General features: G+C 45.3%; 16 protein-coding genes. 6 read left to right on the top strand and 10 right to left on the bottom strand.

Annotation, left to right across the window (positions count from 1 at the left end):
- Positions 1-323: 323 nt before the first annotated feature.
- A complete protein-coding gene (locus ED312_RS05355; RefSeq protein WP_123214981.1) occupies positions 324-590 on the top strand; it encodes a hypothetical protein in 267 nt (88 codons plus the stop codon).
- A 136-nt stretch (positions 591-726) separates the two neighbouring features.
- On the opposite strand, the gene ED312_RS05360 is transcribed toward ED312_RS05355, so the two are convergent.
- The 3 genes from ED312_RS05360 to ED312_RS05370 are packed head-to-tail and all read right to left on the bottom strand — an operon-like array spanning position 727 to position 4,295.
- On the bottom strand, positions 727-1,794 hold the full coding sequence (locus tag ED312_RS05360; protein ID WP_123214982.1) for an aminotransferase class I/II-fold pyridoxal phosphate-dependent enzyme: 1,068 nt from the start codon (positions 1,792-1,794) through the stop codon (positions 727-729).
- On the bottom strand, positions 1,791-2,804 hold the full coding sequence (locus ED312_RS05365) for a dipeptide epimerase (RefSeq protein WP_123214983.1): 1,014 nt from the start codon (positions 2,802-2,804) through the stop codon (positions 1,791-1,793). The genes ED312_RS05360 and ED312_RS05365 overlap by 4 nt, the downstream gene beginning before the upstream one ends.
- A 27-nt stretch (positions 2,805-2,831) precedes the next feature.
- Complete coding sequence (locus tag ED312_RS05370) at positions 2,832-4,295, bottom strand: TonB-dependent receptor (protein ID WP_123214984.1); 1,464 nt, start codon at positions 4,293-4,295, stop codon at positions 2,832-2,834.
- Positions 4,296-4,506: 211 nt separating this feature from the next.
- Between ED312_RS05370 and ED312_RS05375 the strand changes: the two genes are divergently transcribed.
- The 3 genes from ED312_RS05375 to ED312_RS05385 all read left to right on the top strand — a co-directional run bounded on the left by ED312_RS05375 (position 4,507) and on the right by ED312_RS05385 (position 6,923).
- Positions 4,507-5,274, top strand: coding sequence for an MBL fold metallo-hydrolase (locus tag ED312_RS05375; RefSeq protein ID WP_123214985.1), 768 nt, complete (start codon positions 4,507-4,509; stop codon positions 5,272-5,274).
- A gap of 45 nt (positions 5,275-5,319) precedes the next feature.
- Positions 5,320-6,198, top strand: coding sequence for an alpha/beta hydrolase family protein (locus ED312_RS05380; protein WP_123214986.1), 879 nt, complete (start codon positions 5,320-5,322; stop codon positions 6,196-6,198).
- A 212-nt stretch (positions 6,199-6,410) separates the two neighbouring features.
- Positions 6,411-6,923: a hydrolase gene (locus ED312_RS05385; RefSeq protein ID WP_123214987.1), complete on the top strand. Its 513-nt coding sequence runs from the start codon at positions 6,411-6,413 to the stop codon at positions 6,921-6,923.
- Positions 6,924-7,938: 1,015 nt separating this feature from the next.
- Here ED312_RS05385 and ED312_RS05390 read toward each other — a convergent pair.
- The 7 genes from ED312_RS05390 to ED312_RS05420 form a co-directional block, all read right to left on the bottom strand.
- Positions 7,939-8,367 (bottom strand): ester cyclase, encoded by a 429-nt coding sequence (locus tag ED312_RS05390; RefSeq protein WP_123214988.1) that lies wholly within the window; start codon positions 8,365-8,367, stop codon positions 7,939-7,941.
- Between the two features lie 168 nt (positions 8,368-8,535).
- Positions 8,536-9,306 carry a helix-turn-helix domain-containing protein gene (locus ED312_RS05395; protein ID WP_123214989.1) on the bottom strand — a complete coding sequence of 257 codons (771 nt, stop codon included), beginning with the start codon at positions 9,304-9,306 and terminating at the stop codon, positions 8,536-8,538.
- A 94-nt stretch (positions 9,307-9,400) separates the two neighbouring features.
- A complete protein-coding gene (locus tag ED312_RS05400) occupies positions 9,401-10,066 on the bottom strand; it encodes an alpha/beta hydrolase (protein ID WP_123214990.1) in 666 nt (221 codons plus the stop codon).
- A gap of 94 nt (positions 10,067-10,160) precedes the next feature.
- On the bottom strand, positions 10,161-10,484 hold the full coding sequence (locus ED312_RS05405) for a hypothetical protein (protein ID WP_123214991.1): 324 nt from the start codon (positions 10,482-10,484) through the stop codon (positions 10,161-10,163).
- A 52-nt stretch (positions 10,485-10,536) separates the two neighbouring features.
- Positions 10,537-11,796, bottom strand: a complete 1,260-nt coding sequence (locus ED312_RS05410) for a dihydroorotase (RefSeq protein WP_123214992.1) — start codon at positions 11,794-11,796, stop codon at positions 10,537-10,539.
- Entirely contained in the window at positions 11,793-13,814 is a 2,022-nt protein-coding gene (locus ED312_RS05415; RefSeq protein ID WP_123214993.1) for a BatA domain-containing protein, read from the bottom strand. The genes ED312_RS05410 and ED312_RS05415 overlap by 4 nt, the downstream gene beginning before the upstream one ends.
- Positions 13,815-13,925: 111 nt before the next feature.
- On the bottom strand, positions 13,926-14,270 hold the full coding sequence (locus ED312_RS05420) for a DUF6249 domain-containing protein (RefSeq protein WP_123214994.1): 345 nt from the start codon (positions 14,268-14,270) through the stop codon (positions 13,926-13,928).
- Positions 14,271-14,400: 130 nt separating this feature from the next.
- On the opposite strand from ED312_RS05420, the gene ED312_RS05425 reads away from it, so the two are divergent.
- Positions 14,401-14,961 carry an RNA polymerase sigma factor gene (locus ED312_RS05425; protein WP_123214995.1) on the top strand — a complete coding sequence of 187 codons (561 nt, stop codon included), beginning with the start codon at positions 14,401-14,403 and terminating at the stop codon, positions 14,959-14,961.
- The gene (locus ED312_RS05430) at positions 14,961-15,335 is read left to right on the top strand and encodes a hypothetical protein (protein ID WP_123214996.1); all 375 of its coding nucleotides are present in this window, start codon (positions 14,961-14,963) and stop codon (positions 15,333-15,335) included. Before ED312_RS05425 ends, ED312_RS05430 begins: the two co-directional genes overlap by 1 nt.
- The last annotated feature ends 37 nt before the right edge of the window (positions 15,336-15,372 follow it).

Genomic DNA, 15,372 nt, shown 5'->3' on the forward strand with positions numbered 1-15,372 from the left:
TATGGCACCGTAAACCCATTCCCTTAAGCGGTCAACGTAACCCGGTTTACTGTCAAAGCAGTTGGGTATGACATCGGAAGCAAACCCTTAAGCGGTCAACGTAACCCGGTTTGCCGTCAAAGCAGTTGGGTACGACATCGGAAGCAAACCCGTTAGCGGTCAACGTAATCCGGTTTACCGTCAAAGCAGTTGGGTATGACATCAGAAGTAAACCCGTTAGCGGTCAACGTAACCCGGTTTACTGTCAAAGCAGTTGGGTATGACATCGGAAGCAAACCGGTTAGCGGTCAACATAACATGGTTTACCGTCAAAGTATTTGGTTATGACATCAAAAGCAACCCGGTTAGCGGCTAAAGTAAATGGGTTAGCCGCTCAACCAACTACTTCCGGCGTTAAAGGGATTGCTTTAATGGCCGTTTTCCGGGTTTTAGAGCGGGAGCAACAGGTTGAATACTGTTTCATGCATTTATGCTGTGGTACGGGAAACGCCGTTCGGGAATTCCGTGAGAAAAATGATAAAACACTAAGAAACTGTTTAAGTTTTGTTTTTGGTTCCGATAATTATCAGGATCATAGTATGGACCTATAAGGTCAGATGATAGATTGAAGAAGATAGATATAGATTGATATTCGATATTTTCAATCTCTTTAATCTGCCTTTGCCCGGCATGAAGAAAATATTTATATAAATGAACTGAAGGATAAAACTTAAACAGTTTCTAACTTTATCCGGAAAGACCATGTGTATTAATAAAATCATTAACCGTTTTTCCTAAGTAAAATATATCCTCTTCCGTATGTGCGGCCGAAAGCACTATGCGCTGTACCAGGGGAGAAGATGCATCCGGATAATGAAAGGACGTGGTCAGGATTCCCTTATCCAGCAAATGCCGGGTGAGGGATTCCTCTTTATAGGCATATGCAGGATGTCCCTGGGTACGGTTAAAAATAATATCCATACCGGAAACAGCATGATCGAAGATAGCCATGTGGTTTCGCAGCTTCTCCCGTTGTAGCTCGTATAAAGATAATGCTTCCGTAAATGTTGCCACAGCCGCGGGAGAAGCCGGACTGGCACCTGCAAAGAACGGGTGTTCCCACAATTTACGGATTATATTTTCTGAAGAGCAAACCATTCCGGCCTGCACACCGAATCCTTTACTGACAGATCCGCATACCACCAGTTCCCGGAACGGTATTTTCCGCAATTTTTTATAAATACCCTCACCGTGTCTGCCCATTACCCCCAGGCCATGAGAATCATCGGCAATAAATACGGTTTGTGCGATAGGCAATTGTTCGTACCAGTTGTTTTCGTAAAGATTATTTCCGGGTGTAACAGAATCGCACAGCACTACGGCTGTCCGATCGGGACCGGATGTGGTAAAAGCATTGACTTCCGCAATGAGTTTTTCCACGGAACCGGAGGTTACCGTACCGGGGTGGGAGAGTGCCGGATGGGTATCTGAGGTACTGAAAAAAGCAAACATATCTCCCTGAAAGGCCTGTAATGCCAGTTGTCCGGCCAGGAATCCCGAAGACACGGAAAGAGCGGCTTCGCTACCGATAAGGTCTGCCATAACCGCTTCGGCCTTTTCGTATACGGACATGCGGATATTGGCCTTACGGGATGCTGCGTAACCCGTACCGTACCTTTGAATATTATGAATGAAAATCTGCTGGAAATCAGGAAGGGTAGCCAGGCCGAGGTAGGCGGTCCCCCCGAAATAGCGATAGCTTTTCCCTTCGGAAAATACCAATCGGCCCGGAAAGGAATCGCTACGGCAGATCATGCGGTAAGCACTACTCCCGACCCGGGTTCCTTCGGGAAGATTACTTTTCCGTTGTCTCGTATAATAACCCCGGTAGCTATATCACTTTTCAGCAGCATGGCCCCGTCCATGTCTACATAATCGAGTTGGGGAAGTAGCTGTGCAATGGCCGATATGCCCACCGTAGACTCGGTCATACATCCCACCATAACCTTCAGGTCAAGGGATTTTGCTTTTTCTATCATTCTCCTGGCCGGAGTAAGTCCGCCACATTTGGTAAGTTTTATATTAACCCCGTGAAAATGGTCTTTACATTTTTCCACATCGCTTTCCACGATACAGCTTTCATCGGCAATGACCGGAAGAGCGGATTCCGCCATTACTTTTTTCATGCCTTCCCGGTTATCTGCTTTTAGCGGCTGCTCAATGAACTCTACCCCCAGTTCTTTAAGTTTGTAAGAGTTTTCAATAGTTTCTTCCGGGGTCCAGGCACAGTTGGCATCTACCCGGAAGGTAGCATCCGTATGTTTGCGCAAAGCCTTTACAATAGCTACATCGTGGTTAGTGCCCAGTTTTATCTTGTATAAAGGCCACGGTTTTTCTTCCATTTTCTCCACCATTTTTTCAATAGTGGCTATACCTATGGTATAATTGGTAATAGGATATTTAGCTGTGCTATAACCCCATATCTCATAAAGGGGTTTGCCGTGTAATTTGCCGTAAAGATCATTTGCCGCAAGGTCCAGGGCACATATGGAAAAGTTGCTCAGTCCTTCCCGGACGAGAAACCCGTGAAAGGCTTCGGGGGAGATGAGATCGAAACCGGCAATACGGTTTTCTATGGCGCGGATCTCATTGATCATGGAATCTACGGTGATATTGTAATACGGGTTTGATGTAGCCTCGCCGTAGCCCGTTTTTCCGTTGAGGGATAAACAAACGATTAGTGTATCCTGAAAATCACGGGATTCCCTGGAAATACTGAAGGTGTGTTTTAGTTCTAGTTGGTATTTTTTCAGTACTGTTTGCATTATGCGATATTAAGCAGGGAACGGACGCTAATTGTTCATTTCGTATTCCTTATTTTTCGTCGGTTCGTAACCGAACAAATGCTTTTCTTTGATGAGGCCGGCCACACCTTCGGGGAGCATATCTTCCCAGCCTTCTTTGCCATCGGCTATCATTTTCAATACTTCTCTCGAATAAATATCGAGGGTATTGGGGTCAAAATCCGTAATATCCACTACTTTACCGTTGAATTTGAAGAACTTGTAAAGCTCCTTCATTCTCGGGTGTACCTTCAGGTTATCGCTGGTTATGATCTCTCCGGTGCTCGGGTCTTTCATCGGGTAGAGGTATACTCTCAGGTCTTTGAAGAACAGTTTACCGAAAGCTTCCAGGATACCTCCGCTGAGGTGGCGGTAGTATTTCTCATCAAATACATCAACGAGGTTACTCACTCCCATGGAAAGCCCCATACGATATTTGGTATACCGCGAAAAGTATTCCACCAGTTTGTAATACTCCTGGAAGTTGGATATCATTACCGTTTGTCCCAGGGAACACAGCAGTTCGGCCCGGTCCATAAAATCCTGCTCGTCAATTTCCCCTTCGGCACGCAGGTTGGACAAGGTTATTTCAAAAATAACTTCTGTTCTTTTAGGGTCTACCTTGTTTTCCTTGATAAACATTTCGTATGCCCTTTTGTACATGGTCATGTTTACCTTGGTGACCGGACGGAAGCTACCCCTGAGCCCCAGTATATTCTTTTTGTAAAGCAGGGCGGCAGGGAGAATATTGTTGCCGTCGGGTCCGAACATTACGGCCTCTGTCATTTCGTTTTTCAGTAGTTGAAGGCTCATCAGCCTGTTGTCTACCTTTACAAATCTGGGCCCGGAAAAATTGATCATATCTATCTCCAGCGTATCTTTTTCTATATTGTCATAGAGATATTTAAGCAATTTTTTAGGCTTGTCGTGCTTGTAATAAGCACCGTATATCAGGTTAACCCCGAGCACTCCCAGGGTTTCCTGCTGCAAGCGCGGATCCGTCTGGTGAAACCTGATGTGGAGGATGATCTCGTTGTAATTTTCCTTAGGGTCTGCCTGGAAACGGATACCTACCCAGCCGTGACCCTTGTACTTTTTGGTAAAATCGATGGTAGCTACGGTGTTGGCGTAGGTGAAAAAAAGTTTGTTCGGATGTTTCTTTCTGGAAATACGCTCTTCCACCAGCCGTGTTTCGTGATCCAGCATTTTCTTCAAACGCGATTGGGTAACATATCTGCCGTCTTCTTCCAGGCCGTATATGGAATCACTGAAATCCTTGTCATAGGCGCTCATGGCTTTGGCGATGGTCCCGGAAGCCCCGCCGGCCCTGAAAAAATTCCGAACGGTTTCCTGTCCGGCACCTATTTCCGCAAAAGTTCCGTAAATGTCTTCATTAAGATTAATTCTCAGTGTCTTCGCCTTAGTGGAAGGTACGTTCTCAATTTGCTTGTCGCCCTTTAAAACAATTGTCATCTGGTGTGCGTTTTATTTGGAACAAAGTTAAAAATATTCGTTAAGTTTTACGGTAAATAAGTTACAAAATTCCGGATCAAAAATTGCAGGATTGTCATGTAAATTAAAGCTTCCGGATTTTGCATTCGATTTTTTGGCAAGGATTTTTATGTAACTTAGCAATTCGTATATTACAAGTATAACATTTGAAAATCAACCTAAAATTTCCGGTTTGAAAATCACATTTTTAGGCACAGGTACTTCACAGGGAATTCCCATTATCGGCAGTGACCACCCGGTATGTCTCAGCAGTGACCCCAGGGACAAACGACTTCGGGTTTCCGTACTGGTGGAATGGGATGATTACTGTTACGTAGTAGACTGCGGGCCCGATTTCCGGCAACAGATGCTCAGGGCCGGGGTTTCGCGGATAGACGGTATCCTGTTTACACACGAACATGCCGACCATACCATGGGGCTTGATGATATACGCCCTTTTTTCTTTCGTCAGGGAGATATACCTATATATGCACATGCAAGGGTCCTCGGGGAACTGAGACAACGATTTCCGTATATTTTTGTCAACGGTAAAGATAAATATCCCGGTGCCCCGGGGGTGAGAGAATTCGAAGTGATTAACAACCGCCCCGTATCACTGGGGAACATGAAAGTAGTCCCGGTAAATGTTATGCACAACCGGTTACAGGTTTTCGGTTATCGCTTTGGCAATTTTGCTTATCTGACAGATGTAAAAACCATAACGGACGAAGAGGTTCGCAAGGTTGAAGGGGTGGAGGTACTGGTCATTAACGCTTTGCGGATAAAACCGCATCCGTCACACCTGAACCTGGAAGAAGCTCTGAAAATGGTCGAAAAAATAAAACCCGGCAAAGCCTATTTTACACATATCAGCCATTTACTCGGGTTCCATGAGGAGGTCGAAAGGGCCTTGCCGGAAAACGTGTTTCTGGCTTACGACAACCTGGAGGTGAAAATTTAATATCAGGCCGTTCCCCGTGTCCACAATAAGAGAAACAGACAACTTTTGAAGAAAAACAGGGGTAAAATAGAAGAGGTACAAATGGATTCGCGGGAGCTTGCCACCCCGGCAGGGTATAGCATAACCGCAAAAGAATTTGTATGTGCAACACGTTTAAAGGGAGTTGTTGTCATTGTTCCGGCTACCGGAGTGAAACAGTCGTATTATTTTAAATTTGCAGATTTTATCCGGAATAACGGCTATGTGGTCTTTACTTTTGATTATGGCGGTATCGGGGCTTCACGGAAAGGTCCTTTACGGGACTTTCACACCTCGGCCACGGCCTGGGCAAAGAACGACCTTGAAGCGGTCATCCGTTATGCCGGCAAAAAATACCCGGAAGCAAAACAGGTATTGATAGGACACAGCATAGGAGGACAATTAATAGGACTGGCCCCATCCTCGGTACTGGCAAGCCGGATAGTACTTATAGCAGCCCAGAATGGATACTGGAAATTCTGGAAAGGTGCCGGGCGACTGCGGATGCTTTTGAACTGGTATTTTTTGTTTCCCGTAATTACAAAGATTTTCGGATATTTCCCGGGCAAAAAACTCGGGGTTATGGAAGACCTTCCGAAAGGAATGGTCCGGGAGTGGAGAAAATGGTGTGTAACACCCGATTATCTCTTCGGGTATTATGAAGAGGAATCGCTGTTCTTTCATAAGGTTCGGGGAAAACTGATTGTATATAGTGTAGAAGATGACCGCTTTGCCCCTGAAGAAGCCGTAAACTGGCTGTCCCGGAAATATGCAGGTACCGGGATGGTGAGACGACATCTTATCCCGGCTGATTTCGGGCTGGAAAAAATAGGGCATTTCGGAATATTCAAAAGTAAAAATAAAAGCCACTTCTGGAACCTGCTGCTCGGGGATATGGAAAATTGAGAAATTGAGAAGAGAGCGTTAGAAGTACCATAAAATACTTTGGAAGAAAGCATAACCCGGTTTTAGAGGAGTGTCCCGGAAGATCAGGAGAACATTCCCGGAACAGAATTTTGTGATGCACTGATAAATAAATGAGTAAAAATAAGACAGGCAACACGGGAAAAACAAATTCATGCCCGGAACCGTTGACTGCCGGATAAATTGTAAAGCTGATGAAAAGCAGAATATTTATGTACCTCTCGGTGTTTGCCATACTCATGGCCTTGTTCCTCTATGTGAATTCAGACAAGATGCTGGAATCCAAAGAGAAAAGGATCGAAGAGCTGGAAACAGAGATAGAAAAACTGAAGGAAGAAACAGAAATTATTCGCGATTCTTCACAAACGCTTCTTCTGGATAAACTGGATCTTCAATATTTTTCACTGGAAAACAACGAGGAGGCATTATCTGCCCTGGACGAATTTTCACTGGAAAACCCGGCACAGTATATTGCAGATAAACTTCTGGAAACCAACGAATCGGAAGGAGATAACCCGTTGGTGCCGTATGCGGGAATGAACGGCCCTATGAAGATCAACAAGATAAAGGTGCTCAACCACCGGTGGATCATAGCCGATTTTTCGGATGGTAAATACTGGGGAGAACTCTTTATCCGCTATGAAATCAAAAAAGACCTGGGGATTAATTTTACCCTGACAGATCACCTGCTTTACAAAGCGGAGTAGCGGCGTCCCCGATCAGGGAAATTACGGGATTCGGCTTTTATAAAAAAGAAGCCGTGAGGCCGAAGATTAGTATCTCTGTGCTATGGAAATCTCCGGCAAGTAGTAGAGGCAGGCAGGCTCACGGCTTCTAACACGGGCAAGGGAGAGAAAAAATTTGATGCTGCCCGTTCCGGGGAACCGGGCTGTGACAGCCGGGCATACCCGGTGTAACGGGAACAAATTTATTTTCCTGGTATTGCTTCGCATTGGGGCATATTTTTATCTGTGAAAAAGGTGGAAAAGAGTAATACGCACTATTTTCCATCCTGATTAACAGGATAATTTTTCATCCGTTTATTTTTTATTGTTTCTCAATGGTCAGATGTAACCCCTGCCTACCGGCAGGCAGGTTTGATGACCAAAATAATCATTGTCCTGTGTGTCTAAAGATTATTTTAGTCATGTCGGTTTCATTTGGTAAATATACACATGCTCTTCCCGGAAAACTTATCTAAAGAGGATTATTTACTTATCTGAGAGGGATTTTCTGCGTTCTTTCAGGTTCTAAAAAATTATTTATGCCACAAATTCACGAATGAATATGGATTTGTACTTATAAAAATATTGGTGAATTCGTGGCCAAACATACTTTCAGTCTGCCACAAACCTATGGACTTCAAGTCCGGGAGTGGTTTAATTTGACAGGTAACTCAGTAACAATCTCGGGATAGTGCAGGGGAAGTAACGATAAAAACGGCCGCAGGCAAAATTGGTAACATGCAAAAACGGATAGGATTGCCCGCGACCGCTGAAAATAAGATTTCCGTGATAAGGCTGGTGAGTTATATCTAATCGCGTATTTTCTGTTTGAAGCAGGCAATGGGCGAATGTAGCGCCTTTTAATTTCAGAAGCTTATCCGGGAGGGATTATTTCTTATCTGAGAGGGATTTTAAACGGGTACATGATGGATAACTTCAATATAAAACGGGAGCCTGTTCACCGGACTCCCGTTCCTTATGGTAATGGAAAAATATATTATAATTTTGGTATGGCACCTATCTGCTGCAGGACTCCCAGGCGGTCCGAATACACCTCGTTCTCTATGATCTTGCCATTGCGGAGCTTGTAGACAGTCACGGCCTTGTTGATTACCTTTTTTCCCGTAGCGGGAATACCGAAAGCCGTATGCAGGTGTGTGCCTTCGGATGTCCATTGCGTAACAACCATATCCCCCTCCGCAATAAGGGTCTGCAGGGTGAAGTGTATATCCGGAAAGCCGGTAAGTATTTCCCTGACGGTCTCGGCATAGCCGGCAGGTCCATGAACGGCTTTTCCTTTGTACAGGCCGGTGTAGTCCCCGGCGATAAAGAGAGGCAGGATGTCCGTATTTCCTGTGTTCAGGCATTCTTTGTAAAACCTTTGAATTGTTTCTTTGTTTTTGTCCGGGGTTTGTACTGTGAGCATGTTTTCCTGATTTTGAGGGTTACGCAATGAAAAAGAATCTCTTTGCTGTGCAGATATGCCGGTAGTCAGTACCGACAGCAGCGAATGTTATTTAAAAATTTCATTTTGTTGATTTTTCAGATAAAAATAGCCTGTCACATAAGGTGATCATTGTAAAAAATCATTGATTTACCAATAGGTCCCGGAACGGAAGAAGACTGTGGGTGTGGTGCCTGTGAAGCGGCGAAAGTCCTTTATGAAATGAGCCTGGTCAAAATACCCGGAAGTATATGCAACAGCAGTAAGACTATCTTTCGGAGGACCGGAAAGGATGTTCCGCATTCTGACAATGGAAGCAAACTGTTTGGGAGAAGTCCCGGTTAACCGGCGGAAACGTTTTTCAAATGGGTCCCGGCTTAAAGGAAGGCCTTTCAGCAAATCCCGGATAGGCAGCAGCCCTTTGCTGTGTTCTATTTTTTCTATGGCCCTTGCAATAACAACATCATGAACCGGAGGATGGAACAGGGAAAGCAAAAAATGTTCTATCACGGCAATTTGCTGTAGCCGGTTTCCGGCTTCCCCTAACAGGTTTTCTACCCGGTTGATCTCTTCCCGTGTTGTAAAGTTATCCAGTGATACAGTCTCCCCGAAAAGTTCGTGAACCGGTAAGGGCAGAAATGCGGATGCCCCGGTCTCAGTGAATTTCACGAGAAATGTTGCCGATCCTGCTGCATAACAAACATGTCGCGGAGATTTTCGAAGGCCGGTGATTACGGAGAAAGGAAGCGGCCCGGTTTCCTCTTTCGTGCCGTAGGATATTTGTCCGCGCATACGAAAAGCCATAACTATCGACGTGTCCGGTACCAGGTTGTTTTTCATACCGCCTTTGCTCTCAATGATGAGATAGGATTTTATAAACGGACGTAGATGTTCCCCCGGAAGATAGGTATGTACTTTCATAGCTTTCCTTTCTGATTTACGGATTGCGCGTAATCTGTAGTTATAAAGGTACGGATTATAGCATAATGTCTGTCACGATTGCTGGGGAGGGAAATTAACCGGCCAGCTGTGCGGTAAGCCAGCGATGAAAGGAAAAGAAGTTCTGTGGAGCAACTCCGTGTCCTACGGGAAATTCCTCAAAGGTATGTGTAATACCCAGCTTTTCCAGCAACAGCGGGGCTTTTCTGGCCCAGGCGACAGGGATGACCTGGTCTGCCGTGCCGTGGGAACAGTAAAAAGAGAGATGAGAATGATCTTTTTTGTCATAGCTTTCCGTGAGTATGCTTTCATTAATATAACCGCTTAACGCTATGATATTCTTTACCTTTTCCGGATAAGACAGGGCAAGGGCATAACTCAGTATGGTCCCCTGGCTGAATCCAAGCAGGGTAATGTTCTTGTCATCGAGATTATATGCGGTGACAGCCTCGTCAATAAATCGGGCCATCATATCGCGGGATGCTATGGCTTGTTTGTCGTCCGACCACTTACCGTCTTCGGAATCGAAATGGATGGCATACCAGGCGTATCCGTAAGGGGGCAGGGCATAAGGGGCCTGAACGGAAATGATACAGAGTTCTTCTGGAAGTTCTGAAGCAAAAGAAAAAAGATCTTTTTCATTGCTGCCGTAACCGTGAAACATAAAAAGCGCAGGTGTTTTCTGCCCGGTGATCCCGGACGGGCGAATAATGTGCTGTAACGAAAGTTCCTGTGTTTGCATATGTAGTTTTTTATCCGTTCGGAGCTTGTTAAATGACCTTGGACTCAATTGTTCTTTTTGTCGGTCCGGATACACATCCGTGACCTGAATTCTCTTATATAAATCCTAGCCATTTCTGAAAGAGTTTCCCCAGCAGCGGAACCATTTGTTTCTTCCCCGAAAGGGCCCCGGTAAAACCGTAGAGCAGCAATATAATAAAAAAGATATAGAGACCCATGGTGGCATATATGCTATTGGCGTGGCCTATGAGAAAACCCAGGGCAAAAAACGATATCCAGAGCCCGAAAGCCTGGCGGATATGAAAGACGGCAAATTCGTTTTTGGCCTCCATGTTCATGGAAAAGGCTATTAACGTGCCGATAATGGTAATGTAACTTACAATTGCGGTGTTTTTTCCTTGTTTTACAGTATCGCTCATGGTTGTTCTTTTGTCTGTATGATCGTATAGCGAAGTTCCGGGCTTCATTGTATTACTCCCCGGTTATTTCCGGCTTACCGTTAGCGATACTTCCATATACCCTGCCTCTGAGTTTTTGGCCCGTAAAAGCACTGTTTTTTGACGTAGAGAGGATATCGGATTCACCGAAGCTGTATTCGGTATCGGGATCAAACAGGGTAAGGTCCGCTTTTTTTCCTGTCCTGATGTCGTTCTCTTCCAGTCCGAAACGCGAGCGTCCCTTAGTGAGCAGGTCAATTACGGAGTCGGTATCGAGCAGGGTCCTAAGTGCCCCGAAAGTGCTCTCCAGGGCGGTACTGCCGTACATGGCATGATCGAACTCTACATTTTTGTGTTCTACGTCGATAGGATTGTGATCGGAAGTTACAAAGTCGATCACCCCTTCTTTTAAGCCTTCCAGCAGGGCAGCGATGTCTTTTTTACCCCGTAACGGAGGTAAAAGTTTATAATTGGTGTTGAATTCTTCCAGTACTTCATCGGTAAAGCACAGGTTGTGTATGGCTACGCTACAGCTTACATCCAGGCCTTTTTCTTTGGCTTCGCGGATCAGGTGTACCGATTTGGCCGTTGATATGGTAGGTATGTGCAGCTTGCCGCCGGTATATTCCAGAATAAATAAATCTCTTGCTATATGTAATTCTTCGGCCAGGGCGGGAATACCTTTGAGACCCAGCCTGGTAGATATTATCCCTTCGTTCATGACCCCTTTTCCGGCTATTTTGTTTTCCTGGGGGAAAGAGACTACCAATCCGCCGAAATTCCCGGTGTACTGCAGAGCGATCTTCAGCAGGTTCGGGTTGCTCACGGGCTTTTGATAATCGCCGAAAGCCACCGCTCCGGCATTTTTCATATCGAACAGTTCTGCCAGATCTATGCCTTCGCTTTTTACGGTAAGGGCGCCTATGGGGTGCAGGGCGGTAGTATGGCCCTGCGCTTTTGCCTTCAGAAAAGCAATATCGGCATTTGTATCCGCGACGGGGTACGTATTCGGGTTGACCAGAACTGTCGTGAAACCGCTCTTTGCAGCTGTTTTAAGGCCGTTACCGATCGTTTCCCGGTCTTCATAGCCCGGTTCGCCGAAACTTACACTGGTATCCAGCCAGCCCGGAGATACATGAAGGTTTTTTAGCTGAACAATTTCCGTGTCTTGGGGAGGGGAAACGGTATCTGCTATTTCGGAAATAATGCCGTCTTTGATTAGGATATCGAGCGAGTTGCGGTGGTATTCGCTCTGCGGGTGGATGATCCTGGCAGATTTTAAAAGAATGTTCATTTAAAAAATTTTAAAAGGAGTATTTCTGTCACGAGGAATACGAGGGCAAAAATAACAAACCATTTCCAAAGCTCACGGATGCTTCCGGTATTTTTTATTTCCTCCAGGGTGTTTCGGAACGAATTATGAACGGTTACATTCCCGGAAGTGCGAAAGGAAGGATAACGCAGGTCGCTTTCCTTTCTGTCGTAATTGAAACTTATATTTTGCAATACGCTGTCGGAAGCCTTTACCTGGTAAATACCATCCCTGGCAGGGACTTCTCCCGTAGTGATCTGTATTTTTTCCGGAAATACCCGCTGCATGGGAATGAAACTCTTCCCGTCCTTTTCCAGGGAAACAACTGCATCACGGGAAAGGCCTGTCCGTTTACGGATGTCTATCGTATGGCCTTCTCCGGTAAGGTAATACAGTTCCGGAGTCCGGAGGGATAGTTTGCCAATGTTGTAAAGCGCGGGGACGATGAGCGGTGAATTCCGGAAATTGGAATAGGAGGTGTCGAGGGACCCGGTGAAAAAATATACCCGGTCTTTTTCTGCCATAAACGGATTGCCGTCTTCAAAAGCCAGTATGGTATTTGCATCCGTTTGAAGATCAAAGACCATCCCGGCTTCGGGATATTGAAAATTGGTCAGCTGCTTTTTTCCAGGGTCAAAAACATTTTCAAACAAAGGGTGGGAAATGCGGATATCCGTAATTTTTTTCCGATCTTTGACAGCGATATCTTCTTTGCCTTTCGGGAGTGCTGGTTTTTCCGTGGAAATCTCATTTTTGTAAGAAAAACCACCGGAATAGATTTTCTTTATAGTGCCTGTATTTAATGTGTTAAATAATTGGTTATGAGATGGGTGATTCGGGTTATGTGAAGGAATTATTAAGATATTTTTTCCGTTGTCATGAAAAGCCTTCAGAGCTGTTATCAGAGGAGCCGGAATGGTATTCAGGCCATTGAGTACAACCAGATCCTGCCCTGAAATAAGACTGTAATCCAGTTGCTGGAGATCGGTAGAAAGAAAGCGGAATTCATCATCGGTAAATATCTTTTCAAGGAAGTTTGCATCCGTTTGACTGATGGCAAGTACCCTTGCTTTTTCCCCCGGATTCAGATTAAAATACATGGTGTTGTCATACAGCAGTCCGTTATCTTCAATGACCACTTTTCCGTTCAGGATGTCGTTTCCGGATATGCGGAATTCTGTTTCCGCTTTATCCGAATTAGCGAATCCGGCCGTGGTTTTGGCAATAAGGGTGTCGTCATTGTACAGGGAAACGGGCAGCGTCAGGTCGGTACTGTCGTTTTTGGACAGGGTTACGGAGAGTACAAGGCCCCTTGAGGTGCTTTCGGAAATATATATGCTGTCTATAGCAGTATTCCGGGTGTTTTGCGGAGATAACCGTACCAGGTTGTAATGTATGTGAGTATCGTTTTGAGGCAGGATGCTTTCGGGCCATCCCCGGAAATCGGAAACAAGGATAAAATTTTTCAGGGTGGCGGTGTCTTTGCCAAACAAATTTCTGCCACGGAGCAAAACGGATTGTGGTGCGGGACTGCCGGGAGAATAATCCAGTTGCAGCAATTCCTGTTTTATGGAAGGTATGTTTATGTCGGTATAGGTGGCATCATTGGTAAAGAGGGAAACAGTGCCGTTGCTGTTCTCCTCGGTCAGGAGGTCACGTACCGCCTGTGCCAGTAATTCCCCCCGGGGCCCACGCGCCTGCATACTGAACGAATTGTCCAGGTAAATGACCGTTTCCAGTGTTTTTCCGGAATCTTCACTGTTTGGCAGATAAGGTTGTGCAAAGGCAAGGACAAGACAGGCGAGCAACAACACCCTGCTCATCAGTACCAGCCATTTTTTTACCTGTGAACTCTTTCGTGTTTTTTGCTGTATGGCTTTGAGAAACCTGACATTCGTGAACGGGGTTTTCTGAAACTTTCTGAGCTGGAACAGGTGTACTATTACCGGAATAAGCAGGAAGAATAATGCCCAAAGTATCTCAGGATGTTTAAAATGCATGGTCTGGGTTTTGTTGTCCAAACTTACGCAAAAAAAATTAACGATATACGACCTGCAGCCGGTCTGTTCACTTTACCGGATGCGGGTCGTACAGGCTTGCCTGTGCCCGGGTTAGTCCAGTTTTTTCGCCATCCGGAACCCGAGGAAGAGTCCCAGTCCTGCCATAATGAGGATACATGCCGGGTAAACGATCCTTCCCTCCATGCCCTGGTACTCCAGCAAATGCCCGGCGAAAAGGCCGAGGCCTATGCCGATGAGCAGGAGAGAGAGGTTGAGGATAAGGATCTTCCAGACGGGTGCCGTTTTCTGCTTTTTGCTGAAAAAAATGTCGGCATCAGCGCCCTTTTCAATAAGGGCCATACGCTCTTTGTTCCGTGTAGTGTAATACAGATAGGTTATTCCGAAGATCGTAGCGAAGATAATCAGGAAAATTAATACGGGTTGTAACTGATGCATAATGTTCGTTTTTTTGATATATTCAACAATCGGTTTTCCTGGTATGACGATACCGGGAAACTAGCGGTTACAAAAATCGTTTTTTTATTTTTTGTAACCGGACCGGAATTTTGTCGTCCTATGAAATGATATGGCCAACCATAAAGATGATTATTATATCCGACAGGTTATCGTGGGAAATGCAAATGCCTTTGCTCCCCTGGTGGAAAGACATAAGGACATGGTCTTTAGTCTGGCTGTTAAAATGCTGAAAAACAGGGAGGAGGCCGAAGAAGTAGCGCAGGATGTTTTTATAACATGCTATCGTTCGCTGTCCGGGTTCCGGGGAAAATCGAAATTTTCTACCTGGTTGTACAAGATTACCTATAACAAATGTCTTGATGTGTTAAAGGTTAAGGGGAGATCCTGGGGCTGGAGTGAGAGCGTAAAGGGGGCAGAGCAGCAGGAAGAAACATTAAATGCCTTGCAGCAGATAGCCGAAAACGATCGCAATGAAGCTATTAGGCAGGCTGTCCGGCTGCTTCCGGAAGAAGAACAGATACTGGTCTGGATGTATTATTTTGATGAATTGACTGTCAAAGAAATTGCAAAAGTGGTAAATTTGAGCGAAACCAATGTAAAGGTTAAACTTTTCCGGAGCAGGAAGTCCCTGTACCGGATACTGGAAAATAACAGCGTAATCCGTGAATAATGCTAGATGGAGATCCACATAAAGAAGACCTGATAAGGAAGGCGGTAAAAGAGAGCAGCCCGGAAATCCCGTCTCCTGATTTTGTGCATCATGTCATGTACCGGGTAGAGCGGGAAGGGGAGCGAAAAAAAACAGATAAACCCATAATATCCCCTGCAGCCTGGGGAATTATTGCCGCTATGGTCGCCGGAATTGTTTTTCTTTCGCTTTTTAAACAGGAAAACTCCTGGACGGTGGATCTTTCGTTTTTCTCTTTTCTCCAAATATCTGTCTCACCTTTCCTCTGGTATAGTGTGGGAGCCATAGCGCTCCTGGTACTTGTACAGATCCCCTTGCTGAAAATATATCACAGCAGGAGAATAGATCATATGTAGGCATCCGGATAGGGACGAAAACAGGTCTTTTTGCGGG

This window comes from Sinomicrobium pectinilyticum (genome assembly GCF_003725735.1).
In the GTDB taxonomy this organism is placed as follows: Bacteria; Bacteroidota; Bacteroidia; order Flavobacteriales; family Flavobacteriaceae; genus Sinomicrobium; species Sinomicrobium pectinilyticum.